Source organism: Faecalimonas umbilicata (assembly GCF_042846195.1).
Classification (GTDB): Bacteria; Bacillota; Clostridia; order Lachnospirales; family Lachnospiraceae; genus Faecalimonas; species Faecalimonas umbilicata.
The window spans coordinates 1,935,827-1,960,300 of record NZ_AP031411.1 but is presented as its reverse complement, the minus strand read 5'-3'; the positions used below and the strand labels follow the sequence as shown (position 1 = coordinate 1,960,300).

Annotated in this window: 24 protein-coding genes and 1 riboswitch; of the genes, 13 read left to right on the top strand and 11 right to left on the bottom strand. The window is 43.3% G+C overall.

Features of this window, described 5'->3' with window-relative positions:
• The 7 genes from ACGG81_RS09345 to ACGG81_RS09315 all read left to right on the top strand — a co-directional run bounded on the left by ACGG81_RS09345 (position 1) and on the right by ACGG81_RS09315 (position 6,122).
• Positions 1–792, top strand: a complete 792-nt coding sequence (locus ACGG81_RS09345) for an adenosylcobinamide-GDP ribazoletransferase (protein WP_016438430.1) — start codon at positions 1–3, stop codon at positions 790–792.
• A gap of 32 nt (positions 793–824) precedes the next feature.
• Positions 825–1,208, top strand: coding sequence for a bifunctional adenosylcobinamide kinase/adenosylcobinamide-phosphate guanylyltransferase (locus tag ACGG81_RS09340; RefSeq protein ID WP_120091784.1), 384 nt, complete (start codon positions 825–827; stop codon positions 1,206–1,208).
• A 76-nt stretch (positions 1,209–1,284) separates the two neighbouring features.
• Positions 1,285–1,932, top strand: a complete 648-nt coding sequence (locus ACGG81_RS09335; RefSeq protein ID WP_119988060.1) for a histidine phosphatase family protein — start codon at positions 1,285–1,287, stop codon at positions 1,930–1,932.
• Complete coding sequence (cbiB, locus tag ACGG81_RS09330) at positions 1,871–2,836, top strand: adenosylcobinamide-phosphate synthase CbiB (protein ID WP_117500418.1); 966 nt, start codon at positions 1,871–1,873, stop codon at positions 2,834–2,836. Before ACGG81_RS09335 ends, cbiB begins: the two co-directional genes overlap by 62 nt.
• A 55-nt stretch (positions 2,837–2,891) precedes the next feature.
• Entirely contained in the window at positions 2,892–3,938 is a 1,047-nt protein-coding gene (cobD, locus tag ACGG81_RS09325) for a threonine-phosphate decarboxylase CobD (RefSeq protein WP_390107983.1), read from the top strand.
• Positions 3,920–5,449 (top strand): cobyric acid synthase, encoded by a 1,530-nt coding sequence (locus ACGG81_RS09320; RefSeq protein ID WP_390107980.1) that lies wholly within the window; start codon positions 3,920–3,922, stop codon positions 5,447–5,449. The genes cobD and ACGG81_RS09320 overlap by 19 nt, the downstream gene beginning before the upstream one ends.
• A 31-nt stretch (positions 5,450–5,480) precedes the next feature.
• Positions 5,481–6,122, top strand: a complete 642-nt coding sequence (locus ACGG81_RS09315; protein WP_320852568.1) for a precorrin-8X methylmutase — start codon at positions 5,481–5,483, stop codon at positions 6,120–6,122.
• A 93-nt stretch (positions 6,123–6,215) separates the two neighbouring features.
• Here ACGG81_RS09315 and ACGG81_RS09310 read toward each other — a convergent pair whose 3' ends face one another.
• From ACGG81_RS09310 to ACGG81_RS09290, 5 genes are read right to left on the bottom strand one after another with little or no spacing between them, the layout of a single operon-like run.
• A complete protein-coding gene (locus ACGG81_RS09310) occupies positions 6,216–7,010 on the bottom strand; it encodes a sirohydrochlorin cobaltochelatase (RefSeq protein ID WP_119987990.1) in 795 nt (264 codons plus the stop codon).
• A 53-nt stretch (positions 7,011–7,063) separates the two neighbouring features.
• Positions 7,064–7,933, bottom strand: a complete 870-nt coding sequence (locus ACGG81_RS09305; RefSeq protein ID WP_390107978.1) for an energy-coupling factor ABC transporter ATP-binding protein — start codon at positions 7,931–7,933, stop codon at positions 7,064–7,066.
• A complete protein-coding gene (gene cbiQ / locus ACGG81_RS09300; RefSeq protein ID WP_390107975.1) occupies positions 7,933–8,703 on the bottom strand; it encodes a cobalt ECF transporter T component CbiQ in 771 nt (256 codons plus the stop codon). The genes ACGG81_RS09305 and cbiQ overlap by 1 nt, the downstream gene beginning before the upstream one ends.
• Before the next feature lie 56 nt (positions 8,704–8,759).
• Entirely contained in the window at positions 8,760–9,077 is a 318-nt protein-coding gene (locus tag ACGG81_RS09295; RefSeq protein ID WP_008975082.1) for an energy-coupling factor ABC transporter substrate-binding protein, read from the bottom strand.
• Positions 9,067–9,828 (bottom strand): energy-coupling factor ABC transporter permease, encoded by a 762-nt coding sequence (locus ACGG81_RS09290; RefSeq protein WP_008975083.1) that lies wholly within the window; start codon positions 9,826–9,828, stop codon positions 9,067–9,069. The genes ACGG81_RS09295 and ACGG81_RS09290 overlap by 11 nt, the downstream gene beginning before the upstream one ends.
• A gap of 228 nt (positions 9,829–10,056) precedes the next feature.
• A riboswitch (cobalamin riboswitch) is annotated at positions 10,057–10,233 on the bottom strand.
• Positions 10,234–10,428: 195 nt separating this feature from the next.
• On the opposite strand from ACGG81_RS09290, the gene tdh reads away from it, so the two are divergent.
• Together tdh and ACGG81_RS09280 are read left to right on the top strand one after the other, a co-directional pair.
• Positions 10,429–11,505 carry an L-threonine 3-dehydrogenase gene (gene tdh / locus ACGG81_RS09285; RefSeq protein WP_008975084.1) on the top strand — a complete coding sequence of 359 codons (1,077 nt, stop codon included), beginning with the start codon at positions 10,429–10,431 and terminating at the stop codon, positions 11,503–11,505.
• A 47-nt stretch (positions 11,506–11,552) separates the two neighbouring features.
• Complete coding sequence (locus ACGG81_RS09280) at positions 11,553–12,755, top strand: glycine C-acetyltransferase (protein WP_390107972.1); 1,203 nt, start codon at positions 11,553–11,555, stop codon at positions 12,753–12,755.
• Between the two features lie 71 nt (positions 12,756–12,826).
• On the opposite strand, the gene ACGG81_RS09275 is transcribed toward ACGG81_RS09280, so the two are convergent.
• Both ACGG81_RS09275 and ACGG81_RS09270 read right to left on the bottom strand, forming a co-directional pair.
• Positions 12,827–13,429 carry a lysine exporter LysO family protein gene (locus ACGG81_RS09275; RefSeq protein WP_009262254.1) on the bottom strand — a complete coding sequence of 201 codons (603 nt, stop codon included), beginning with the start codon at positions 13,427–13,429 and terminating at the stop codon, positions 12,827–12,829.
• Complete coding sequence (locus tag ACGG81_RS09270; RefSeq protein ID WP_009262253.1) at positions 13,426–13,722, bottom strand: LysO family transporter; 297 nt, start codon at positions 13,720–13,722, stop codon at positions 13,426–13,428. The genes ACGG81_RS09275 and ACGG81_RS09270 overlap by 4 nt, the downstream gene beginning before the upstream one ends.
• 125 nt (positions 13,723–13,847) lie before the next feature.
• Here ACGG81_RS09270 and ACGG81_RS09265 point away from each other — a divergent pair, with 125 nt between their 5' ends.
• Positions 13,848–14,912, top strand: a complete 1,065-nt coding sequence (locus ACGG81_RS09265; protein ID WP_009262252.1) for a M20/M25/M40 family metallo-hydrolase — start codon at positions 13,848–13,850, stop codon at positions 14,910–14,912.
• Positions 14,913–15,069: 157 nt separating this feature from the next.
• On the opposite strand, the gene ACGG81_RS09260 is transcribed toward ACGG81_RS09265, so the two are convergent.
• The 4 genes from ACGG81_RS09260 to ACGG81_RS09245 form a co-directional block, all read right to left on the bottom strand.
• Positions 15,070–15,936 carry a B12-binding domain-containing radical SAM protein gene (locus tag ACGG81_RS09260; protein ID WP_009262251.1) on the bottom strand — a complete coding sequence of 289 codons (867 nt, stop codon included), beginning with the start codon at positions 15,934–15,936 and terminating at the stop codon, positions 15,070–15,072.
• Positions 15,937–15,970: 34 nt separating this feature from the next.
• Positions 15,971–16,456, bottom strand: a complete 486-nt coding sequence (locus ACGG81_RS09255) for a deoxycytidylate deaminase (RefSeq protein ID WP_008975097.1) — start codon at positions 16,454–16,456, stop codon at positions 15,971–15,973.
• A 1-nt stretch (position 16,457) separates the two neighbouring features.
• Positions 16,458–17,753, bottom strand: a complete 1,296-nt coding sequence (gene aroA / locus ACGG81_RS09250) for a 3-phosphoshikimate 1-carboxyvinyltransferase (RefSeq protein WP_390107968.1) — start codon at positions 17,751–17,753, stop codon at positions 16,458–16,460.
• Positions 17,754–17,841: 88 nt separating this feature from the next.
• Positions 17,842–18,936: a prephenate dehydrogenase gene (locus ACGG81_RS09245; RefSeq protein WP_009262249.1), complete on the bottom strand. Its 1,095-nt coding sequence runs from the start codon at positions 18,934–18,936 to the stop codon at positions 17,842–17,844.
• Between the two features lie 211 nt (positions 18,937–19,147).
• Between ACGG81_RS09245 and ACGG81_RS09240 the strand changes: the two genes are divergently transcribed.
• From ACGG81_RS09240 to ACGG81_RS09230, 3 genes are all read left to right on the top strand, one after another.
• Complete coding sequence (locus ACGG81_RS09240) at positions 19,148–21,223, top strand: elongation factor G (RefSeq protein WP_009262248.1); 2,076 nt, start codon at positions 19,148–19,150, stop codon at positions 21,221–21,223.
• 348 nt (positions 21,224–21,571) lie between these two features.
• Positions 21,572–22,930 carry a Trk system potassium transporter TrkA gene (gene trkA / locus ACGG81_RS09235; protein ID WP_008975101.1) on the top strand — a complete coding sequence of 453 codons (1,359 nt, stop codon included), beginning with the start codon at positions 21,572–21,574 and terminating at the stop codon, positions 22,928–22,930.
• Between the two features lie 13 nt (positions 22,931–22,943).
• On the top strand, positions 22,944–24,392 hold the full coding sequence (locus ACGG81_RS09230; protein ID WP_016438442.1) for a TrkH family potassium uptake protein: 1,449 nt from the start codon (positions 22,944–22,946) through the stop codon (positions 24,390–24,392).
• Positions 24,393–24,474: the final 82 nt, after the last annotated feature.

Below are 24,474 nucleotides of genomic sequence, written 5' to 3'. Positions count from 1 at the left end.
ATGGAAAAGGGAAAAAGACTGTATGAAAGTTTTAAAATCGCATGCTCGATGTACTCAAAGCTTCCGGTTCCACAAAGCGACTGGACGGAGGAAAATATGCGGTATGTCATGTGCTTCTTTCCATGGATCGGCGCAGTGATCGGACTTTTCTTTGCGGGAGTGTGGAATGTAAAAGAGTGGCTGGCAAGTTGCGGAATCTATTATCACGAATTGTTTTATGCGGCAATTTTGACAGTGCTTCCGATCTTTGTGACCGGAGGGATTCATATGGATGGTTTTCTGGATACGTGTGATGCGCTCAGTTCGTGGCAGGAAAAGGAGCGGCGGCTGGAAATTTTGAAAGACTCTCATGCCGGTGCATTTGCGATTCTTTCGTGTGCCGTCTATCTGATTTTGACTTGTGGTGCAATGACGAGTCTGCGGACAGAACTCATCCCGGTAGTCGGACTTGGTTTTTTGATGTCAAGAAGCTTAAGCGGACTTTCTATCGTTACTTTTCCGATGGCAAAAGGAAGCGGACTTGCTGCGATGTTTGCCGATCGTGCAAAAAAGAAGATCGTACGAAATACAATGGCCGTCTATTTGGTGATGCTTGCAGTGCTGATGATTGTGGTCGGAAAACTTTCAGGGCTTCTGGCTGTTGTGGCAGCCGGGGGGATATTTTTCTACTATTATAAAATGTCTGTCAAAAATTTCGGCGGCATTACCGGAGATCTGGCAGGATGGTTTCTGCAAGTCTGTGAACTGGGGATTCTGTTGTCGGCAGTGATCGGTGGAGGAATTTTCCGGTAAAACGATGGAAGAGATAAAAGGAGGCAGAGCAGATGAAATTAGTGATTGGAGGAGCCTATCAGGGAAAGCGTGCCTATGTGGAAGAACATGACTCTATTCAAAAATGGGCAAACGGGGAGATTTGCCCTGAGGAAGAAATTTTTTCCTGCGAAGGAATGGTAGATTTTCATCTATATTTGCGCAGGCTGCTGCAGGAAGGAAAGGAGCAGTATGTAAGAGAACAGCTGATTCCAAAGCTTTTGCAGGAAAATCCCCGGATTGTTCTTGTGACAAATGAACTCGGTTATGGAATTGTGCCGATCGATCCATTTGACCGCGGTTGGCGGGAGCTGACCGGAAGAATCTGCACAGAACTGGCAGAACATGCCGATGAGGTCACTCGGGTTGTCTGTGGAATTCCGGTTGTACTAAAATAAGATGGAAGGGAAATAGAAATCGCACAAGACGACAAATAGAAACAGTGATCGATTCCTTGTAAATTGATGGAGAAATATGAAAGAAAGAAATTTAGAACAGAAGAAAACACCGATGCGGATCGATTTGATCCGCCACGGAATGACAAGGGGCAATGAGGAGCGCAGGTACATCGGGATCACCGATGAACCGCTTAGTGAGAGAGGAAGAAAACTGGCAGAACAGTGTATGTATGAGATGCCGGAGATTGTGTTTTCCAGTCCGCTGAAGCGCTGTGTGGAGACGGCAGAAATTTTATATCCCGACCAGGATATTTATATTATAGAAGAATTAAGAGAGTGTGATTTTGGAATCTTTGAAGGCAAAAATGCAGAAGAACTGTCCAAAACAGAAGCTTATCAGAGGTGGATCGACAGCAATGCAACGATTCCTTTTCCCGGTGGAGAAAGCAGGGAGGGGTTTCGCAGTCGGTGTCTTTTGGGCTGGAAGAAAGTGATTTCTGTCTGCCAAGAGCAGCAAAAAAAGTCTGCCGCTGTCGTGACACACGGTGGTGTGATTATGAATTTGATGGAGACCGTCACAGCGTTTGAAAAGTCGTTTTATGAATGGCATGTCAAAAATCTGTGCGGATATTCTATTTATATAGAAAAGGAGTTAGAAAAGAATGGGAAATTGGATCTTACCTGCGGTACTGACGGGTTTTCTTATGGATCTTTGCATTGGTGATCCAAGATGGATGTATCATCCGGTCTGTATGATCGGAAATGCCATCACTGCCTGCGAGAAGTGGCTGCGGGCGTGGTTCCCGAAGACAAAAAGAGGGGAACAGATGGCGGGAGGAGTACTTGTACTTTGCATTGTGAGCGGGTGTGTTCTGATTCCGGGAGGGCTTTTATTTCTCGCATACCGTTTGCATCCTGCAGCAGGATTTATCCTGGAATCGTGTATGTGCTGGCAGATGCTGGCGACAAAATCTCTGAAAACAGAAAGCATGAAGGTCTATGAACGATTACAGGCAGAAGATGTCGAGGGGGCGAGGAAGGCTGTTTCGATGATTGTGGGACGAGATACTGCCGCGCTTACCGAGGAGGGAATCACAAAAGCTGCGGTAGAGACAGTTGCGGAAAATACTTCCGATGGGGTGATTGCGCCACTGCTCTATATGATGCTTGCAGGAGGTGTGGGAGCTTACTTTTATAAGGCGATCAATACCATGGATTCTATGGTTGGATACAAAAATGAGAAATATAAAAATTTCGGAACTTGCGCCGCCAAACTGGATGATCTTGTCAACTACATTCCAGCAAGGCTGTCTGCATGGTTTATGGTTGCAGCGGCGGCGGTAGAAGGGCATCACTGGAAAGATGCGATTCGGATTTACAGAAGAGACAGAAGAAATCATGCCAGCCCGAATTCTGCTCAGACAGAGGCTGTCATGGCAGGGGCGCTTGGAGTGCAGCTTGCGGGAAATGCATGGTATTTTGGAAAATTATATGAAAAGCCGACAATCGGAGATGACAAACGAAAGATAGAGGCAGAAGATATCCGGAGGGCAAATCAGATGTTGTATGGAACAGCGGTGATCGCAGTGCTTGCATTTACTATGCTGTATATAGGAATTTGTCTGTAAGAAAGCATGAAAAAGAGATGGAAGTATCAAGAGAAGAAAGGCAGGAGAAGAGAATATGAAAAAACTGATCCACGGAGGAGACGTTTACCGGAATCCGGATTGTATCGATTTCTCGGCAAATATTAATCCGCTGGGACCACCGGACAGTGTAAAAAAGGCGGTGGCAGCGTGTGTAAATGACATCGCACATTATCCGGATGTGCAGTGCAAAGAGTTAAAAAAAAGGCTTGGATGGGCAGAGCAGATGGAAGAAGAGGCGCTGATCATTGGAAATGGTGCGGCGGAGCTGATCTTTGCGCTTGGATACAGTCTCAGACCGAAGCGGGCGCTCCTGCCGCAACCGACATTTGCAGAATATGAGCAGGCGCTTCTGGCAGCAGGCTGTGAAGTTTTCTATTACCCACTATCAGAAGAAAATGGATTCCGGCTCACAGAAGACTTTTTGCAGGTGCTGACCGGGGAGATAGATATGGTATTTTTGTGTAATCCAAACAATCCGACCGGAGTTTTGACGGAGAGAGATCTTCTGATACAGATTCTGAACCGGTGTAAAGAGAAACAGATTTTTTTAGTTGTAGATGAATGTTTCCTCGATTTTGTAGAGGAGGCGGAAGCATTTGAATTAAAGGAAATGACAGAGTTATACTCAAATTTGTTTCTTCTCAAAGCATTCACAAAGCGCTACGCAATTCCGGGGCTTCGGCTTGGGTATGGAATTTGCCAAAACAAGGAACTGCTAGAAAAAATGGAACAGGCAGTGCAGCCGTGGAATGTCTCGGTTCCGGCTCAGGCGGCAGGAATTGCGGCATTGGAAGAGGATGCGTATGTAAGAAGAGCAAAAGAGTTGATTCGGGAAGAGAAAGCATATCTCAGAAAAGAACTTATCCGGCTTGGGATGAAATGCTACGCATCTGAGGCAAACTATATTTTTTTTCGGGGAGAAAAAGGGATGTGTGAAGGGTGCCGCAGGCAGAGGATTCTTATCCGGGATTGTCAGAATTATCCAGGGCTCTCGGAAGGGTTTTATCGTGTGGCAGTGCGGACGAGAAATGAAAATAAAAAGCTGATAGAAGGGATAGAAAGATGGCAAAAGCAATTATGATACAGGGCACGATGTCCAGTGCAGGAAAGAGTTTGATTGCGGCGGGGCTGTGCCGGATCTTTCAGCAGGACGGATACCGGTGTGCGCCGTTTAAATCACAGAACATGGCACTGAACTCCTTTATCACAGAAGATGGTCTGGAAATGGGAAGAGCACAGGTAATGCAGGCGGAAGCAGCAGGGATTGAGCCGTCTGTATGGATGAATCCGATTCTCTTAAAACCGACCAACGATATGGGATCTCAGGTCATCGTAAATGGAGAAGTGATCGGTACGATGAAGGCCAGAGATTATTTTGCTTATAAGAAACAACTGATCCCAGATATTCTGCGCGCATATCAAAAATTGGAGGCAGAATATGATATCATCGTAATCGAAGGTGCCGGAAGCCCGGCGGAGATCAATCTGAAGCAAGATGATATTGTGAATATGGGTATGGCAAAATTGGCCAAAGCGCCGGTTCTTCTCGTGGGAGACATTGATCGTGGAGGTGTGTTTGCACAGCTTCTTGGGACACTTCTTTTGTTAGAGGAAGAGGAAAAACAGATGGTCAAAGGTCTGATCATCAATAAATTCCGGGGAGATAAGACGATTTTGGATCCGGGTGTCGTGATGCTGGAAGAAAAAGGAGGGATTCCGGTTGTAGGAGTTGCTCCGTATCTGCAGGTGCAGTTAGACGATGAGGACAGTCTGACCGAACGGTTTTGGATGAAAGAGGCGGCAGGAAAGATTGATATCGCCGTGATCCGTCTTCCGAGGATTTCCAATTTTACAGATTTTAATGCGTTGGAAGTGGCAAAGGAAGCGTCTGTCCGCTATGTGGAACATGTGAGAGAATTGCAGAAGCCGGATTTGATCATTCTGCCAGGCAGCAAGAATACAATGGAAGATCTCAGATGGCTTAGGGAAAGCGGTATGGAGGCAGCAATCTTAAAAGCACACGCAAAAGGGACAGTTATTTTCGGGATCTGCGGAGGATATCAGATGCTTGGGGAGACGATCAAAGATCCCGAGCAGATGGAGGCTGGAGGAACGATCCAGGGGATGGGCCTGCTTCCGGTGGATACTGTATTTTCCACAGAAAAGACAAGAACTAGGGTGGAAGGAACCTTTAGTATGCCGGGAGGAACATTAAAAAGGCTTGCGGGGATTCCGCTTTATGGATATGAGGTGCATATGGGACAGACCGTATGTCGAGGGCAGACGCTGACAAAATTACAGGAAACATCCCATAAAAGAGAAGCATTCCAACTAGAAAAAGAAGGGGAGAAGGCAGATGGATGCTGGAAAGAAAATGTATATGGCACTTATGTGCATGGCATTTTCGATGGGGAAGGCGTTGTGCCGGCAATCTTAGAAGCGCTTGCAGAGAAAAAGGGGATTACACTTTCCGATTTGGAACAAGTGGATTTTGCAGCTTTTAAAGAAACGCAGTATAATCTTCTCGCAGAAGGATTGCGTACACATCTGGATATGGAAAAAATCTATGAGATTTTGGAGACAGGAATATAGAATCTGTCAAAACTGAGAAAAGGAGATATCGATGAAGATTGCATTAGAAAAAGTAGAACCGGCACAAATCGAAAAGAGAAGTTTTGAAATCATAGGAGAAGAACTGGGCGAGCGGAGCTTTCCGAAACTGCACGAGCCGATCATTAAAAGATGTATCCACACAAGTGCAGATTTTGATTACGCAGACAACCTGGTCTTCTCAGAGCATGCGGTGGAAGCAGCTCTCGCTGCGCTGAAGCGGGGAGAAGCGATCATCACTGACACAAATATGGGAAAAGCAGGGGTCAATAAAAAAATCTTGCAGAAACTAGGAGGGGAAATCTATTGCTTTATGGCAGAGGAAGACGTGGCGGCTGCGGCCAAAGAGCGAAAAGAGACACGTGCGGTAGTCAGCATGGAGAAGGCGGCAGAATTAGGAGGACATCCGATCATTGCAGTAGGGAATGCTCCGACAGCGCTTGTGCGCCTCTATGAATTGATTCAGGAAAAGAAAATTTCTCCGTCATTGGTCATTGGAGTTCCGGTAGGTTTTGTCAATGTGGTGCAGTCCAAAGAGCTGATTATGGAAGCTGGAGTGCCATATATTGTGGCAAGAGGAAGAAAAGGGGGAAGCAATATTGCAGCTTGTATCTGCAATGCACTGTTGTATATGATTGAGAGAGATGGAAAATAAAGAGAAACACACGCCTTGTATAGACTGAAAAGCAGCCTTACAAGGCGTGTGTTGCATTTGAGATCACCAGGGAGTATACAGCTCTAAAATGGCCTATGCTTCTGCCAGTGCATCTTCGATATGCTGGAGAAATATTTTACGGATCGCTTCATATTCTCCAAGTCCCTTTAAGATGCATGTCACTGGATATCCAAGTGACTGAAATTGTGATTGCCAGGAATCTTCGTCTTCTCCAGCCATATCGTTTACAGCGTGATCCCCTGCAACGATCATAAAAGGAGCAAGATAAATCTGCTCTGGGTGGGTTTGATCAACGAGGCGCAGCAGCGTATCCATATCGGGATAAGCTTCTACTGTTCCGACAAAGATATTTGGATATCCCATCTCTTTGAATTGATAATCCAAAGCAGCATAGATTGCATTGGAGTAATGTGTAGTTCCATGTCCCATAAGTACGAGAGCATCTTTTGGGGAGAGAGACGAGAACGTCTCGGTCACTGCGGCGATCACGGCCCGATTATCTGCTTCGCTTGTCAGAAGTGGAGTCCCAAACCGGATGGAGCGAAAAGCGTCACGGAAAGAGAGGGCATGCTCTTTCATCAGATCATTCTCAATTCCGTTGATAACATGGGTTGGCTGGATAATGACATCTGTGATCCCATCTGCGCGCATCTGCTCCATCGCCTCGATTACGGTGAAGATTTTCACATGGTCACGCTTCAGGATTTTTCTGATGATCATCCCACTTGTCCATGCACGGTAAATCGCAAAGCCCGGAAAAGCGGATGCGATTTCAGATTCAATCGCATCGATCGTAACTGCGCGGGTGTTTTCATGACTTGTGCCAAAGCTGACAACAAGGATTGCTTTTTTTTCGATAAAATTCATAATACAGTCCTCACTTTATATGGATGAAAATATGGTTTGATTTCGGTGATTGTTTATTTATTGGATGCTTTTTTTGCATCATCGGGTAATGCTTCCAGTCGTTGTTCAAGTTCTGTTAAAGTTCTTGGGGCAGGAAGTTCTTTTGATAAAATATGCTTCCTGCACAGTGTCTGAAAAAGCGGAAGGACCGATGGCGGTCTTAAGTTGGTCCGTGCCAGTGCTTCTGTGTCTGAAAAAACATCAAGCGGTGTCCCGCTTTTTAAAACACTGCCTTCGTGGATCAGAACCACTTCATCTGCCCAGGCAAATGCGTAGTCGGCATCATGAGTGGCAATTAAAATCGTCATATCATTGTCGCTAAGTTGAGCGATCGATGCCCGCACAATATCGGTATGTTTCGGGTCAAGAGAAGCGGCAGGTTCATCGAGGATCAGAATTTCCGGCTGCATAACAAGAATATCTGCAATAGCAACCTGCTTTTTTTGTCCACCGCTCAGTGCATGGGTCGGTTTCTCCTGAAATGGTGTGATCTCCAATTTGGAAATGATATTGGAGACAGCCTGTCTGGCTGTATCTTTTGAAACGCCGAGATTTAAAATTCCAAAAGAAATCTCTTCATAGACACTGGCGGAAAAGAGTTGGTTATCCGGATCCTGAAAGACGATACCGATGTTACTCCTTAGCTCCAGAAGTTCTCTGCGGGAATAACCGATTTCTTTTCCGTGAAAAAACAGATTTCCGGAAGAAGGGCGGTGGATTCCGTTGCAGCAGAGGAAAAAGGTAGATTTGCCGGAACCGTTAGATCCCATCACTGCAATTTTCTTCCCTTTTTCAATTTTCAATGAAAAATCATTGAGAGAATGTGTCTGATCATTGTCATAAGAGAAATATAAATGTTTTGCTTCTAAAATCGTTTCTGACATTATGGCAGTCCTTTCCATGAAAAGTAGAGTAACAATAGTTCGTAACCGATGCAAAGAAAGAGTTCTTTTCTCTTAACAGGATACTGTTGATGGAGAACACGAATTGTTCCATCATAGCAGCGTGATTCCATAGCATCATACAGCCTGCCCGATTTCTGAATGGCACGGATGAACAGAACGGATAAAAGTGCACCGAAGGAAGAAAAGGAAGTGCGAAAATTCCGGTTGCCAAGCCGTGCCTTCTGGGCTGTGGAAATAGAAGAGGCAAGCTCGGCGAGAACAAAGAGAAATCGATAGATCAAAAGCATCAGTTCGATGAACAGAGAAGGGCAGTGCAGTCTTTCTAAAACGGCGATCAAATCAGTCATCGGTGTGGAAAGTGATAAAAAATAAAGGCAGGACACAGCTCCGAATGCGGTGCAGAAAATCTGAACGGCAAAGAGAATCGTATTCTTTCCGGCTGTGATGTAAAAAGTTCCGAGGCAGATCGCATATCCTGACAGTGGTGTCTTTGAAAAATTAATGACCACTGTCAAAGTACTCAAAAGAAGGAAGAAAAACGGAATACATAAAAGCCGTATGTAGCGGGTAGCAGGAATGCCACCCACACATACGGTCAAAAATCCGGTAGTTGCAAAGACGATCGCTGCGATCACAATGGAGCGGTTCCAGACACAGATGAACAGTGTCAGCACGGTGAAAGCAAATTTTATCTCTGCATTTCTCTCTCTTAGTTTTGAATGATAACAAAGTGTGTCGATTTCAAACATAGATAGTCCTTTCCGGGAAAATGATAATATAGGAAATAAAAAACGGTCGTCCGTCTTTATTTTGCAGGTTGAGATTCTGCTTTGGATTCGTGTTTTGCGCGTTCTCTCAGTACACCGAGCAGATATCCGAAGACTCCTGCACCAAGCCCGGCCTGAAGACAGAACAGAAGACTTTCTGTCTCACCTCCCGGTGGCTCCAGAATCGGGGAAGCCCATGCTTCATAATCTGGGTTGATTTCTGTGATGGCAGTTTCTGCTTCGCCGTCTGCACCGCCAAATTCAGAACCTTTATTTTTGCTCATCGTAAGCGGGATTACGGCAATTAGTACGCAGAGCAGTAATAAAATAATGATAGATTTTGCTTTACTTGACATTTGCAGCACCTCCTTTGAAGTATCCAAGTGCAGATAATTCAGATTTTGCGTAAGATTCCAGACTCATGATAACGACAACCGTCAGAAGTCCTTCGATGATTGCAAGTGGCACCTGAGTCGCTGCAAAGATCCCCATGAACTTCACTAAAGAAGCAGAAAATCCACCGACTTCGGAAGGGTAGGCGAGAGCGAGCTGGAAGCTTGTAATACAATAAGTAAATAAATCGCCGAGAGAGGCTGCAAGAAAGATTGTGACCATTCGATTCAGTTTTAATTTCTGACAGAGCTTATAGATTCCAAATGTCAGAAGCGGACCGGCAATTGCCATGGAAAATGTATTTGCTCCAAGTGTCGTAAGACCTCCGTGAGCGAGAAGTACTGCCTGAAATAGGAGGACGATCAGTCCTAAAATTCCGGTGGCACATGGTCCGAACAAGATCGCACCGAGTCCTGTTCCTGTCATATGAGAACTGCTTCCTGTGACAGATGGGATTTTCAAGGCAGATAAAACAAAGGCGTAAGCTCCTGCCATTGCTAAAAGGATCAGAGTCTTCCGGTGTTCCTGAATTGTTTTCTTCAGAGAGAAGAATCCTGCGATCAGAAATGGAATACAGAGAATGCCCCATGCGATGCAATAAGTAACTGGAAGATAGCCTTCCATAATGTGCATTGCATTTGCGGCAGGATAAATACCAAAACCGATGGCAAGTATGGTTGATAAAGTGACGAGTTTCTTTTGTGTTTTGTTCATTGATTATTCCTCCTGCATTTTGCTGCTTATTTTGTAAAGAAAATTTTTACAAAATAAAAACCTGTCATGCAAAAAAAGCAGACAGGTATGCGCGATAAAGGGGCTGTCATAAAAGAAAGTTTTACAAAAGAAGCAACCGGTATCTGTCCAGATACAGGCTGTCACTTGCTCAGATCTTCTATATTTATGACACCCTCTTTATACACCTAGTCATCGCTCGTAACTATGTGTGAATCTTATGCAACAGACAGGTCTTCTGACTCAGGTATCAACACCGTCAGCCGCCTTCCCAGTATCCCAGTGGCATATTGGCTGACGATTCCTCCAACACAGTGGCGGGACCGTATGAGAATCTCACTCATTTCCCTATTATCCCTTGCGGGCATCTGATTGCACTCAATTATATCAGAAGTGTATCGTGTTTTTTCTTCTCTGTCAATGGTGAATGTTGTAAGAAAACAAGTGTTTCTGCTATGCGGACAGTAAAATAAAAATGTTCGCGATATGCGGAAAAAAGTCTTGAAAAAAATGTCAAAATAGAGTATGATAAATACAAATGGTGATAATACTGAATCACAATTACACGGAGGGAAAAATAAGATGAACGATAATAAAATGTGGGCACTTGTAAAAGAAACAGCAGCTCCGGGACTTGCATTAAAAAGAGTACCGATTCCGGAAGTTGGTACAAACGATGTGAAGATCAAAATCCATAAGACAGCAATCTGTGGAACAGACGTACATATCTATCAGTGGAATGAATGGGCACAGCACACCATTGCCGTAGGACAGACAGCTGGACACGAATATGTTGGAGAGATCGTAGAGATGGGATCTGGTGTAGAAGGATTCAACATCGGAGATATTGTATCCGGAGAAGGACACATTGTATGCGGAAAATGCCGTAACTGTCTGGAAGGACACAAAGAGAACTGTAAAGATGCAAAAGGTGTCGGCGTAAACCGCGATGGAGCATTTGCAGAATACCTTGTCATCCCTGCTGCTAACGTATGGCCGACAAATCCGGCAATCCCGGAAGAGATGTATGCAATCTTTGATCCATTTGGAAATGCGACACATACAGCACTTTCTTATGAAGTATTAGGAGAAGATGTGCTGATCACAGGAGCAGGACCGATCGGAATCATGGCAGCGGCAATCGCAAAATTTGCAGGAGCAAGACACGTTGTTATCACAGATTTTAACCAGTATCGTCTGGATCTTGCAAAGAAACTGGGAGCAACAAGAACAGTAAATCTTGCAAATGAGAAATTGGAAGAAGTCATGAAGGAAATCGGAATGACAGAAGGATTCGACGTTGGTATGGAAATGTCCGGAGCACAAGCTGGATTTAGAGACATGATCGACAACATGAAGCACGGCGGTAAGATTGCAGTATTAGGACTTCAGAGACCAGATGCACAGATCAACTGGGAGACAGTTATCTGGAATGGACTGAATATCCGCGGAATTTACGGACGTAAAGTATGGGATACATGGTATAAGATGACTACAATGCTTCAGGCAGGACTGGACATCTCTGATATCATCACACATAGACTGAATATTAAAGATTATAAGGCAGGATTTGATGCAATGATCTCCGGACAGTCAGGAAAGGTTATCCTGAACTGGGAAGACTTAGATCAGTTAGAGGCACAATCACAGGAATTTTAAGATCGAAAACGACAAAAAAGTTGTCTGAAAGAAAGGAAGATTTCAACATGGCACGTAAAAATGATATTTTAAGTATCTACACAAAAGAAGTAGAAGACATTAAAGCAGCAGGATTATTTAAAGGAGAAGCTCCGATTGTTTCTCCACAGAGCGCAAAAGTAAAACTGGAGGACGGAAGAGAAGTTATCAACATGTGTGCAAATAACTATCTCGGACTTGGAGACAACCAGAGACTGATCGATGCAGCAAAGAGAACATACGATGAGAGAGGATACGGAGTTGCATCTGTACGTTTTATCTGTGGAACACAGGATATTCACAAACAACTGGAAGCGAAGATTTCAGGATTCCTCGGAACAGATGATACGATTCTTTACTCTTCTTGTTTTGATGCCAATGGTGGGTTATTTGAGACAATCTTAACAGCAGACGATGCCGTTATCAGTGATGAATTAAATCATGCTTCTATCATCGACGGAGTACGTCTCTGCAAAGCAAAACGTTTCCGTTACAAAAATAACAACATGGAAGATCTGGAAGCAAAATTGAAAGAAGCAGATGAAGCCGGAGCAAGAATTAAACTGATCGCAACAGACGGTGTATTCTCTATGGATGGAATTATCTGTAACTTAAAAGGTGTATGTGATCTTGCAGACAAATACAATGCACTTGTGATGGTAGATGACAGCCATGCAGTAGGATTTGTCGGAGCTCACGGACGTGGAACAGCAGAGCATTGTGGTGTAGAAGGACGTGTGGATATCATCACAGGTACTTTAGGAAAAGCACTTGGTGGAGCGTCAGGCGGATACACATCAGGAAGAAAAGAAATCATCGATCTGCTTCGTCAGAGAAGCCGTCCGTATTTATTCTCCAACTCTCTTGCTCCAGCAATTGCAGGTGCAAGTATTGAAATGTTCAATATGTTAGAGGAAAGTACAGAACTTCGTGACCACTTAGAAGAAACAACAGCATACTATCGTAAACAACTTGTAGACAACGGATTTGATATCATCATGGGAACACATCCATGTGTACCTGTAATGTTATATGATGAAGTGACAGCAGCAGAATTTGCAGAGCGTATGAGAGAAAAAGGAGTATATGTTGTTGCATTCTCTTATCCGGTAGTTCCGAAGGGAAAAGCAAGAATCCGTACACAGGTATGTGCAAGCCATACAAAAGAAGATATCGACTTCATTGTAAAATGCTTCATCGAAGTAAGAGAAGAAATGGGACTGAACAAATAAATATTGCTTACTCCATGATTAACTATTATAAAGAAAAGGCATCCACGATAAAAAGTGGGTGCCTTTTGCAGCTAGAGCATATTCAAACAGGAAGAAATCAGGATGGGAACCATCAGGGAACAGATGACACCATTGAAGACAGACAGAACTACAGTTTCCTCATTTGTGTATTTCAAAATGAGAGGCAAGGTAGTGTCTTCACTTGTAGCTGCTGCGGAAGCGATACAAGTATAGTAATTCAAGCGAACAGCGAGAAACGGAATCAGAATGAAAGAAAACATTTCTCGCATAAGATTACTCATAAAAGCAATACTTCCTAGTTCCACATTCGCTAAGCTGCTAATGGTTACCCCTGCCAGACTATACCAGCCTAAACCACTGGTGATAGCAGTACCATACCCAATAGGCATTTTTAAAATCAGGGAGCAAATCACTCCACCTAAGAAAGAACCAATAATAATTCCGATTGGAATAATAAAAATTTTCAGATGATATTCCTTTATTTTTGACAAAATCCCTCTTTGCATTCCTATGCTGATTCCAACAGAAAACATCAAAATATATAAAACCAAATCGGTGTTTTCGCTAATGATGTTTAAAAAGGTAAAATCGATACCAGACATTCCATAAAGCAGTCCGATGACCAGTGCGCAAATCATAAATAAAACAATCATTCTTCGACCTCTTTTTCTTGTTTCGTAGTTTTCTTTATCATTAATTTTTTTGTTAGAATAAAAACGATGAGAATAGACAAGACAGTTGGAACTAAAAAGAACAATAAACTTGACAGCCCCAAAGAAGATAAATCTTTCAAAAAATTGTCATTTCTGCCTAATGTCACGCCCATAGAAAAAATTAAAAGAAAAGTGCATGTAAGGGAGATGATTTCATTCCCTTTCTTTGTACGGTTTGGTATAAGAAAGCGTCCTGCAAGAACACCAAGTCCCATAATCATTAAGACATCCATGGATACCCCCCCCTTTACTTAGAAACTTTTACACATAATTATAGCACAGTACACTGGTAAAGTGAACCCCATTCTGTTTGCCAAAGAGCTTTGTGCGTGTTATGATTTACTTGAGTTGTATTAGCATGAAAAAATCTGTTGTCAAAGGTACAACAAGAAAGGTGTTAGAACATATGAATGAAAAATTTTTAGAACAGCTTTTGAGTGAAATATCAGTATCAGGCTATGAGGAACCAATACAGGATGTGGTGGAAACACAGATGAGAGACTGTGCCGATGAGATCAGACGAGATGAGATGAGCAATCTAATCTGTGTAGTGAATCCAGAGGCGAAAAGGCGAATTATGCTTTCTGCACATGCGGATGAGATTGGGCTGATGATCTCTAATATTACTGAGGACGGAAGAATTCAGGTGATTGCCCGCGGAGGAATTATTTTGGCAACATATCTCGGACAACAAGTGCAGATCAAGACTGCGCAGGGGAATATTCCTGGCGTTGTGGAGACTTGCCGGGAGTTGACAAAGAAGAGTGATTTAAAGACATCAGACATTCGTATTGATATAGGAGCGGAAGATAAAGAAGAAGCGCTTCGGTATGTAAGTCTTGGAGATCCGATCGTTCTTGATACAAAAATACACAGGATGGCAAATGGAAGATTGACTGCCAGAGCATTGGATGACAGAGTTGGTGTTTTTATTATCATGGAAGCACTTAGGAAAGCAAAGGCAGAAGGTTGCAAAGTTGGAGTTTATGCAGCATCCACGGTTGGAGAAGAGACAACTATGAGCGGTGCTTACTGGACGAGTACAAGAATTCAGCCGGATCTTGCAATTGTGGTCGATGTGACCTATACAAGCGATTATTCGGGAACAAATGCGGCAGATTTCGGTACAGTCAAACTTGGCGGAGGGCCGGTACTATGCAATAGCCCAATGGTTGTCAAGAAGTTGAATGAGGAAATGAAAGCCTGTGCGAAAAAAGTTGGAATTGAAGTGCAGATGGAGGCGGCAAGTCGTATGACTTATACCGATGGAGATAAGATCCACTTCTCCAACCAAGGAGTTCCGATGGTACTTGTGTCCATTCCGCTGCGTTATATGCATACACCGGCAGAAATGGCGGATTTAAAAGATGTACAGGATTGCATCGATTTAATTGCAGAATTTTTGGTGGAACAAAGCAGATAGAAACAATAACTCGGAAATAAGAAAGAATGTAAAAGAAAATGATATGCTCCCTTCCGGGCAGATAAGGAACAGCCAAGCTTATCGCCGGGAAGGGAGCATGTTTTTTTATTACATGGAAAATCTCGCTTACGAGATTCTTTGTTTATAGAAGAGTATTCTATGTGTCTGCCATCTGAGATAAGTATTCCATCGCGCGCAGCAGTTCTTCTTTTTGTTCCGGAAGTCTTCCGCGCAGCGTGTAAGTGTTTAAAACAGTCGTATCTTCAAAGAGACAATCTTTTACTGTGAGATTTTCAAGAAGCAGATACTCTTCTCTGAGTATTTCTTCAGGTGTCATTGGATCAAAATGTCCTCGTTTACTCTCGCGGTACAGAGGAGTACCCGGGAACAGGTGAAGCTTCAGACACCAGATATCTTTTGGATGGATCGTATTTAAAAATTTTGCAGTTTCAATTGCGTGAAGTCTCGAGAACGTGCGACCTCCAAGACCGAGAATGACGGTGACATAATATCCGATCCCGGCACGATCCAGCATGTGAAAACCTTTGCGCATATCGGCAGAAGTTACACCTTTATTCATTACATCAAGAATTGGATCGCTGCCGGACTCCAGACCAAGATGCAGGTCAGAGAGTCCGGCTTTTTTGAGTAGTTCCAGTTCCTCAGGAGTCTTTCGAAGTACATCGTCAATGCGCGAATACATTGCAAATTCTTTTACTTGTGGCATGTAGGTCCGTACAAGGGAGAACAGGCGCAGCAGGCGCTCACTCTCGATGACAAATGCATTTTCTCCAAGGAAAAAGACACGGGGATTCTCGGGTTGGAGTTTTGAAAGTATTTTTAGATTTTCCTCGATTTTTTCATCGGAGTGAAGGGAAAATGTATCTTTGGCAAAGTCGCAGAACCGGCATTTCCCCCAGCTGCATCCGAGCGCTACTTCCAGCGGGGCAGACTGTTCTTCCCAAGGAGGAAGGTAAATGGTATCGTGTGTATAGATTGATGCATATAATTCTTCACGTGTCATAGAAGAACACCTTCTTTCCAGATTCTGGGAATGATTAGTATCCATAAGAGCCGTCTAAAGATTCATCGTGTGCAATCCATTCTTCCACGTCGATGACCCGGTAGTCATCTTTGGTGTCGCGGATGTATACTTTGTCAATTCCGGCATTGATGATCATTTTTTTGCACATGGAACAACTGTTGGAATTTTCGACATAGTCGTTCGTCTTCATGTCGATTCCGGTAAGATATAAAGAACTTCCAATCATTTTATCGCGGGAGGCGCTGATGATCGCGTTGGCTTCTGCGTGTACACTGCGGCATAATTCGTAGCGTTCTCCTCTTGGAATTTTTAATTTTTCACGGATGCACATATTGATATCTGTGCAATTTTTTCGGCCACGAGGGGCACCGGCATATCCGGTGGAGATCACTTCATCGTTTTTTACGATGACTGCGCCATAGTGTTTTCGCAGACAGGTACAGCGCTGAGATACCATTTCTGCAAGGTCAAGGTAGTAGTTGATTTTATCACGTCTCATATTAGTTTTCCTCTCTTAAATGATAAAGTGTTCTATAAAAATCTGGGTAGGAGACATCCACACAAGAACTGTTTTGGATAGTGGTTGTTCCGTCTGCAACCAGTGCTGCAATCGAAAATGCCATGGCAATCCGATGATCGAAATAGCTGTCTATCACAGCACCGTGAAGGAGTGTCTTTCCACGGATGATCATACCATCGTCAGTTGGTGTGACATCTGCCCCCATTTTCTTTAAATTTTCTGTCACGGTGTCGATCCGGTTTGTTTCTTTGACTTTCAGTTCGGCAGCATCCCGGATGATAGTTGTCCCTTCCGCGCAGGCAGCAAGAACAGCGATTATCGGGATTTCATCAATGAGTATCGGAATCTGGGAACCCTCAATGACGGTGCCGTGAAGTTCGCTTGTGCGGACAAGGAGATCAGCAGTAGGCTCTCCGCCATCATTGGTCTTGGAAAGGTAGGTGATATCTGCTCCCATAGCCTCGCAGACAGATAAGATCCCGGCGCGTGTCGGATTGATTCCGACATTTTTTATAACAATCTCGGAGTGTGGGACAAGCAGTCCGGCAGCGATAAAGTACGCTGCGGAAGAAATGTCGCCAGGTACAAAAATTTTCTGACCAAAAAGTTCGTTGCATGGCTGGATCATAGAAACAGCTCCGGCATCTGTTTTTGTGCTTGTAAGCTCCGCACCGAATGCCCGCAGCAGACGTTCGGTATGGTCACGAGACAGTTCCGGCTCTGTTACGGATGTCTCACTGTCTGCATATAGACCGGCAAGAAGTATAGCAGATTTTACCTGCGCGGAGGCAATGTTGGAAGAGTAAGAGATTCCATGCAAGTCAGCAGGGCGGATTCGAAGAGGGGCACACCCATTGCCGGAAAGACTTGTGATGTCTGCTCCCATCATGGAGAGTGGGGTGATGATCCGACCCATCGGTCTTGTGTTGAGAGAAGCATCTCCGGAAAGTGTCGTCTCAAAAGGCTGTCCGGCTAGGATACCGGAAATCAGTCTTGTCGTTGTGCCGCTATTCTTTGTATCCAGGGCAGAAGATGGACGGCGAAGTCCACGGAGTCCTTTTCCGTGGACAAGCACGGTATCTTGATTGTTTTCGATAGAAATTCCCATTTGTGCAAAGCAATCGATGGTGGCAAGGCAATCTGCCCCTTGAAGAAATCCGTGGATTTCTGTCAGACCATTTGCAAGTGCTCCAAACATCACCGCACGGTGAGAGATAGATTTATCTCCCGGAATAGTAACGGTTCCTCGTAGTTTTGTTGTAGGTTTAAGTTCCATTGTAAATCCTTTCTGAAAGAAAATGTTTCAAAAATTTTAGGTATGAATCTGAGTGAAAAAGGAGAAGTGCGTTTCTCCATACGAAGTATTATCTTTCGTATACAATATAGCGATACTTCTGAAGAAGTTTCACTGCTTTCTGTGAGGAGAGTTCTTCGTAAAATTCAATGCGAAGAACACCTTCTTCAAACTCTCGGTTGTGAATGATTCCGATATTTTTTATACTGATATGGTTGGAAGCGAGGATGGTTGCAATGGTTGCAATTCCGCCGGCTTCGTCAATAATATCACAGTAAATAACGAATTCCTTTTTGATACAGCCAAAGGAACTGTCCGGAATAGAATTCCTGTAGTTGTTTGCGCGGTCAAAGAAGTCATAAAGCTGCTCGGTATTACAGGTTTCTACAGACTTCTTTGTCTCGATCAGGAGGTGAATATAAGCATCCAGAATCTCAGAAATCTGTTTGTGATTCTTTAGACAAATATGCTGCCACATAGTAGGAGAAGATGAGGCAATTCGCGTAATATCCTTAAATCCTCCGGCGGCAAGCAGTTTCATATATTCATTTGCCGTATCCGTCTGTTCTACAAAATTTACTAGACCAGAAGCAATGATATGGGGCAGATGGCTGATCGTTCCGGTGACAAAATCATGCTCCTTGGCATTCATAATAATCGGGATTGCTTTCAAGGAGGCGATGAAATCTTTGTAAGCAGTTACTTTCTCCTGCGAGACTTTTTCTGACGGAGTCAGGACAAAATATGCATTTTCAATTAGAATTGCTTTTGCATTTGCAAATCCGCTCTTTTCAGAACCGGCCATCGGATGTCCGCCGATAAAATATTCTTCCAGCTCGAGCTTTTTGACTGCTTCGTGGATAGAATTCTTTACGCTGCCGACATCTGTCAGAATACAGCCTTCGTGCAGATAGGTTTTCAATTGTGCCAAATAGGCATTGTTATAGGCGACAGGAGCACATAGAAACAGATATGTGCAGTTGCAAAAGCTGTCGTTGATCGAAGAACATGCGGTGTCGATGATGCCTTCCTGGGCAGCGAGTGCCAGTGTTTCTTTTTGCTTATCAAATGCGACCAGTTCAAAGTCCGGATAGTATTGCCGGATTGCCTTTGCGATCGATCCTCCAATCAGTCCAAGTCCGATAAAACCAATTTTTTCTTTCATATTTCATATGTCCTTCCAGTATATATCAATCAGAAAATTTTATATGAATTATTGTAAGCTATTTTTTCATATTTGTCAAAGCTATGATGCTTTAAAGTGAAAAAGAATATATTGTATAAAATTTGTATAAATTACATAAAAGAGTTGTAATTTATATATTTTTTTAGTACAATATACACATGACAAAAACGCGCTAGAAGGAGGCAGCAATATGAAGGTTTACAGAACGGATGAAATTAGAAATGTCGTGTTACTTGGACATGGCGGCAGTGGAAAAACAAGCTTAGTGGAAGCGATGGCTTTCGTATCAGGGGTGACCAACCGTATGGGAAAGATTTCTGATCACAATACGCTCAGCGATTTTGATAAAGAAGAGCAGAAGAGAGAATTTTCCATCCATACAACGTTATATCCGATTGAATGGGAAAAGGCAAAGATCAATGTGCTTGATACTCCGGGATATTTCGACTTTGTCGGGGAAGTAGAAGAGGCGGTCAGTGCAGCGGATGCGGCTGTCATTGTTGTATCAGGAAAAGCAGGTGTGGAAGTCGGAACAGAAAAGGCATGGGAGCTCTGTGATAAGTATAATCTGCCTCGTATGGTCTATGTGACGGAGATGGATATGGATGATGCGAGTTTCCGTAATGTTGTGGAAGAATTGACAGCGAGATATGGAAAGGTTATTGCACCGCATTTCCAGCCGATCAGAGAGAACGAACAGCTGGTAGGATATGTCAATGTCATCAAGAATGCAGCAAGAAGATATACGGGCATTGGACAGCGAGAAGAATGTGAGATTCCAGATTATTGTCTGCCAAACCTTAAAATATACAGAGACACATTGTTAGAGACGGTTGCCGAGACAAGTGAAGACTTGATGGAGCGTTACTTTGCAGGAGAAGAATTTTCCGTAGAAGAAATTCGTTCTGCGCTTAGAGTAAATGTGATGGATGGAAGTATTGTTCCGGTTGGAATGGGATCCAATACGATGGCACAGGGAGTGGCCAACCTTCTGTCAGATATCGTAAGATTTTTCCCAAGCCCGGATAAGAGAGAGTGTGTTGGATTTAACCGTACGACAAAGGCAATCTATGAAGCAAATTATGACTTTGCAAAGGCAAAGACAGCCTATGTCTTCAAGACCATGGTGGATCCTTTTATCGGAAAATATTCGTTTGTCAAAGTATGCTCTGGTGTTTTAAAAGGAGAGGACGTTCTGTATAATACGAGTACAGATGCAGAAGAAAAACCAGGAAAATTATATACCATGCAGGGAAATAAGCCGGTAGAAGTACAGGAGCTACATGCGGGAGATATCGGTGCCATCGCAAAATTAAGTGCGACTAGAACCGGAGACACGCTTGCCACTAAGAATACGCAGGTTGTATATCCAAAGACAGATCATTCTGTTCCGTATACATATATGAAATATGTTGTAAAATCGAAAGGAGACGAGGATAAAGTATCTCAGGCGCTGGCAAAGATCATGGCAGAAGATGTGACTGTCAAGGTAGTTAACGACAGTGAAAATCATCAGACACTTCTCTATGGTATGGGTGAGCAACATTTGGAAGTCATCGTCAGCGAACTGGCAAACCGCTATAAAGTAGAGGTTACGCTGGAGACACCGAAAGTTGCATTCCGTGAGACGATCCGTAGGACTTCCGATATTGATACAAAATATAAGAAACAGTCCGGTGGACATGGTCAGTATGGACATGTCAAGATGAAATTTGAACCATCAGGCGACCTGGAGACACCATATATTTTTGAGGAGACAGTCGTAGGGGGAGCAGTTCCGAAGAATTATTTCCCGGCAGTCGAAAAAGGTCTTCAGGAATCTGTAGGCAAGGGACCTCTTGCAGGATATCCGGTAGTCGGTGTGAAAGCAACGCTGTATGATGGATCTTATCATCCGGTTGACTCCTCTGAGATGGCATTCAAGACTGCGACCATGCAGGCGTTTAAGAAAGGAATCATGGAGGCTTCTCCGGTTCTCTTAGAGCCTATTGCAACATTGAAAGTGACTGTGCCGGATGAGTACACCGGGGACGTCATGGGAGATTTGAACAAACGTCGCGGACGTGTACTCGGAATGACACCAGTGCAGGGTGGAAAACAGATCATCGAGGCGGATATTCCGATGACGGGAGTGTTCGGATATTGCACAGTGCTTCGTTCTATGACCGGAGGACGCGGAACTTATGAGTATGAATTTGCAAGATATGAGCAGGCGCCTTCTGATGTACAAGAGAAAGAAATCGCAAAGCGCGCAGCGGAAGAGTAGATTGTATATAAAATAGGAAAGCAGTGATAGAAATAGAAATCTATCACGGAACTGGCAGAGAGTCTGAGACGGCGGAAGCAGTCCTGGATTCTCTGTCTTTTTGTATCTGAAAATCAGAGAATAGTCTCTTGAAAAATATGGTACATCTTCTTGGGTTTTGTATGCTGTGAAGAGATGACTGAGAGGGATATTAAAAGAAAATAAAAATATGTAAAAATACATTAAAATTACATAAAGATTTCCCTTGACTTTCTAATAGAAAGTGTTATAATTTGCATGCTGATTATCGGTTTAGACAATGAGTAATTTACAAAATGAAAAAGTAATGTGAGAAAAGAGGAAAGTGCGATGAAAATTGTAATTATAGGAGATGGGAAAGTGGGCTTTAAGCTTGCAAAACAACTCTCTGAAGAAAATTATGACATCGTTTTGATCGATCCAAATGAGGGAAAATTGAAAGAGACCATCAACAGGCTGGACATTTTCTGTATCACTGGAGATGGAGTCAGTGCAGAAGTGCAGAAGCAGGCGGATGTACCCCACGCAGATCTGGTGATTGCCTGTGCGTCTACGGATGAACTGAATATGTTAAGTTGTCTGATTGCCAGAAGGCTGGGAGCCAGACATACGATTGCCCGTGTAAGAAATCCGGTTTATCTGCAGCAGCTTGATATTTTGAAGGAAGATCTGCATTTAAGTATGGCAGTAAACCCTGAATTGACAGTTGCAAATGAGATTTCCAGAGTACTGATCTTCCCGGTTGCAAGTAAGGTGGAAACGTTTGCAAAAGGAAGAGTGGAACTGGTAGAATTTCCGCTTCAGCAGGAAAGCTCGATTACTGGAATATCCCTTGCAGAATTTTATAAAAAGTATAAGATTAAAGTTTTGATCTGTGCAGTACAGCGGGGAACACAGGTTTATATTCCGGATGGGGAATTTGTCCTGCAGCCAGGAGACAGGCTTCACATAGCGGCATCTCATCGAGAGATGGAAATTTTCTTTAAAAAAATTGGAAATCGTAAAAATAAAATCAAAAAGGTATTGATCTGCGGAGGAGGAAGAGTTGGATTCTATCTCGCAAAGCAGTTGACGAAGCTTGGAATGCAGGTAAAGATCATAGAGAAAGACCTGGCAAAGAGTGAAGGACTGTGTGAGGCGCTTCCGGAAGCTACTATTATTCATGGGGATGGATCGGATAATGAACTTCTGATCGAAGAGGGAATCGGTGATGCAGATGCCTTTATTGCACTTACGGGAATGGATGAAGAGAATATCATCATGGCACTTTTTGCAAAACAGCAGGGAGTTCCAAAGATTGTGGCGAAAGTCAATGAAGATTCCAGGGCAGAGATGGTGGCAGGATTTGGGATCAACAGCATTGTATCTACAAAATCTGCGACTGCCGATGCAATTTTAAGCTATGTGCGCGCACGCCAGAATTCAATCCGCAGTGCCAATATTGAGGCAATGTACCATCTTGTAGATGATCGTGTTGAGGCACTGGAATTTATTATAAAAAAACAGACCTCCTATGTGGGAGTACCACTGAAGAGCCTGGAAACTAAGAAAGATGTGCTGATTGCATGTATTGTAAGGAATCGAAAAATTATTATTCCCGGAGGAGAGGATTGCCTCCAGATCGGGGATAGTGTGATCGTAATTACATTGAAATGCAAAGTACAGGATTTTCATGATATTTTAGTGTAGTGGTGGAAGAAAAATGAATTACAAAATGACAGCTTATGTATTAGGAAAAATGTTGGGGGTGGAAGCACTTGTACTTTGTATCCCGGCAGCAGTATCCTTGATTTATGGGGAAACTTCAGACATGGTAGCATTTGGGATTACAAGCGCTGTGCTGTGTGTCTTTTTCCTTCTCTTTGGTAGAAAAAAACCAGAAAATGGAAGAATCTATGGGAAGGACGGGCTTGTGATCGTAGCCGCAGCATGGATATTGTGGTCTGTATTCGGAGCACTTCCATTTTATTTATCAAGAGAGATTCCATCGTATGTGGACGCTCTGTTTGAGACCGTATCTGGATTTACGACGACAGGATCTACCATTCTTACAGATATAGAGGCGCTCTCTTATGGAATGAATTTCTGGAGATGTCTGACGCACTGGATTGGTGGAATGGGTGTACTTGTGTTTGTTATGGTAGTGACTTCTCTGGATGATAAAAGTTCTATGCATTTAATGCGGGCAGAAGTTCCAGGACCAGAAGCGGATAAACTTGTTCCGAAAGCGCGAGAGACCGCAAAGCTTTTATATGCAATGTATCTGGCACTCACTGTCGCGGAGATCATTTTCCTTCTGGCGGGAGGAATGAACTTATATGATAGTATCATTCACTCCTTTAGTACCGCAGGAACCGGAGGATTTGCAAATCATAACAGCAGCGTTGCCTACTATGACAGTGCTTATATTGACGGGGTGATCACCGTTTTTATGATCCTGTTTGGAATCAACTTTAATATGTATTTTCTTCTTTTAATAAAAGATGTAAAATCTGTCTGGAAAAATGAGGAAGTCAGAGCATATCTGGGAATTATAGTGGCGGCAACTTTGGTGATCACCTGCAATGTTCTCTCTATTTACAAAGAACCGTTAAAAGCTTTCCGATATTCGATTTTTCAGGTTGCATCAATTATTACAACGACAGGATTTGCCACGGCAGACTTTAATTTGTGGCCGGAATTGTCAAAATGTATTTTGCTTCTCATTATGGTGATTGGTGCATGTGCCGGCTCTACCGGAGGTGGAGTGAAAGTGTCCAGATTTTTGATCTTGTGGAAAAGTATTTTGAAGCAGGTGAAAGGAATGCTGCATCCGAAATCGGTTAATGTTGTAAAAGTAAATGGAAAGAAAATCAGCAATGAGACGTTGCAAGGGGTGTATGCATATTTTAGTGCATATGTATTTGTATTTGGAATTTCTGTGCTTCTTGTGGCACTTGATAATTTTGATTTTGCAACAACCATATCGGGAGTGCTGACTACATTGAGCAATGTAGGTCCGGGAATTTCAAGAGTAGGTCCGATAGAAAACTTCCAGTCTTTCTCGGTGTTATCTAAAATTGTATTTTCTATGGATATGCTGATCGGAAGGCTTGAAATCTTCCCGTTTCTTATGATTTGTTCTCCAAGTTTCTGGAGAAAACATTTCTAGATTCTATTGTTTATAAGAAGTTTATAAAATATCATCAGACATTGTTTGCGCTGATGATATTTTTGTATTATACTGTTCATTA

Bases quoted from the DNA above. Each gene is read 5' to 3' on its own strand.
- ACGG81_RS09345 (WP_016438430.1), top strand. From the start codon at position 1: ATGGAAAAGGGAAAAAGACTGTATGAAAGTTTTAAAATCGCATGCTCG.
- ACGG81_RS09340 (WP_120091784.1), top strand. From the start codon at position 825: ATGAAATTAGTGATTGGAGGAGCCTATCAGGGAAAGCGTGCCTATGTG.
- ACGG81_RS09335 (WP_119988060.1), top strand. From the start codon at position 1,285: ATGAAAGAAAGAAATTTAGAACAGAAGAAAACACCGATGCGGATCGAT.
- cbiB (WP_117500418.1), top strand. From the start codon at position 1,871: ATGGGAAATTGGATCTTACCTGCGGTACTGACGGGTTTTCTTATGGAT.
- cobD (WP_390107983.1), top strand. From the start codon at position 2,892: ATGAAAAAACTGATCCACGGAGGAGACGTTTACCGGAATCCGGATTGT.
- ACGG81_RS09320 (WP_390107980.1), top strand. From the start codon at position 3,920: ATGGCAAAAGCAATTATGATACAGGGCACGATGTCCAGTGCAGGAAAG.
- ACGG81_RS09315 (WP_320852568.1), top strand. From the start codon at position 5,481: ATGAAGATTGCATTAGAAAAAGTAGAACCGGCACAAATCGAAAAGAGA.
- ACGG81_RS09310 (WP_119987990.1), bottom strand. From the start codon at position 7,010: ATGAATTTTATCGAAAAAAAAGCAATCCTTGTTGTCAGCTTTGGCACA.
- ACGG81_RS09305 (WP_390107978.1), bottom strand. From the start codon at position 7,933: ATGTCAGAAACGATTTTAGAAGCAAAACATTTATATTTCTCTTATGAC.
- cbiQ (WP_390107975.1), bottom strand. From the start codon at position 8,703: ATGTTTGAAATCGACACACTTTGTTATCATTCAAAACTAAGAGAGAGA.
- ACGG81_RS09295 (WP_008975082.1), bottom strand. From the start codon at position 9,077: ATGTCAAGTAAAGCAAAATCTATCATTATTTTATTACTGCTCTGCGTA.
- ACGG81_RS09290 (WP_008975083.1), bottom strand. From the start codon at position 9,828: ATGAACAAAACACAAAAGAAACTCGTCACTTTATCAACCATACTTGCC.
- tdh (WP_008975084.1), top strand. From the start codon at position 10,429: ATGAACGATAATAAAATGTGGGCACTTGTAAAAGAAACAGCAGCTCCG.
- ACGG81_RS09280 (WP_390107972.1), top strand. From the start codon at position 11,553: ATGGCACGTAAAAATGATATTTTAAGTATCTACACAAAAGAAGTAGAA.
- ACGG81_RS09275 (WP_009262254.1), bottom strand. From the start codon at position 13,429: ATGATTGTTTTATTTATGATTTGCGCACTGGTCATCGGACTGCTTTAT.
- ACGG81_RS09270 (WP_009262253.1), bottom strand. From the start codon at position 13,722: ATGGATGTCTTAATGATTATGGGACTTGGTGTTCTTGCAGGACGCTTT.
- ACGG81_RS09265 (WP_009262252.1), top strand. From the start codon at position 13,848: ATGAAAAAATCTGTTGTCAAAGGTACAACAAGAAAGGTGTTAGAACAT.
- ACGG81_RS09260 (WP_009262251.1), bottom strand. From the start codon at position 15,936: ATGACACGTGAAGAATTATATGCATCAATCTATACACACGATACCATT.
- ACGG81_RS09255 (WP_008975097.1), bottom strand. From the start codon at position 16,456: ATGAGACGTGATAAAATCAACTACTACCTTGACCTTGCAGAAATGGTA.
- aroA (WP_390107968.1), bottom strand. From the start codon at position 17,753: ATGGAACTTAAACCTACAACAAAACTACGAGGAACCGTTACTATTCCG.
- ACGG81_RS09245 (WP_009262249.1), bottom strand. From the start codon at position 18,936: ATGAAAGAAAAAATTGGTTTTATCGGACTTGGACTGATTGGAGGATCG.
- ACGG81_RS09240 (WP_009262248.1), top strand. From the start codon at position 19,148: ATGAAGGTTTACAGAACGGATGAAATTAGAAATGTCGTGTTACTTGGA.
- trkA (WP_008975101.1), top strand. From the start codon at position 21,572: ATGAAAATTGTAATTATAGGAGATGGGAAAGTGGGCTTTAAGCTTGCA.
- ACGG81_RS09230 (WP_016438442.1), top strand. From the start codon at position 22,944: ATGAATTACAAAATGACAGCTTATGTATTAGGAAAAATGTTGGGGGTG.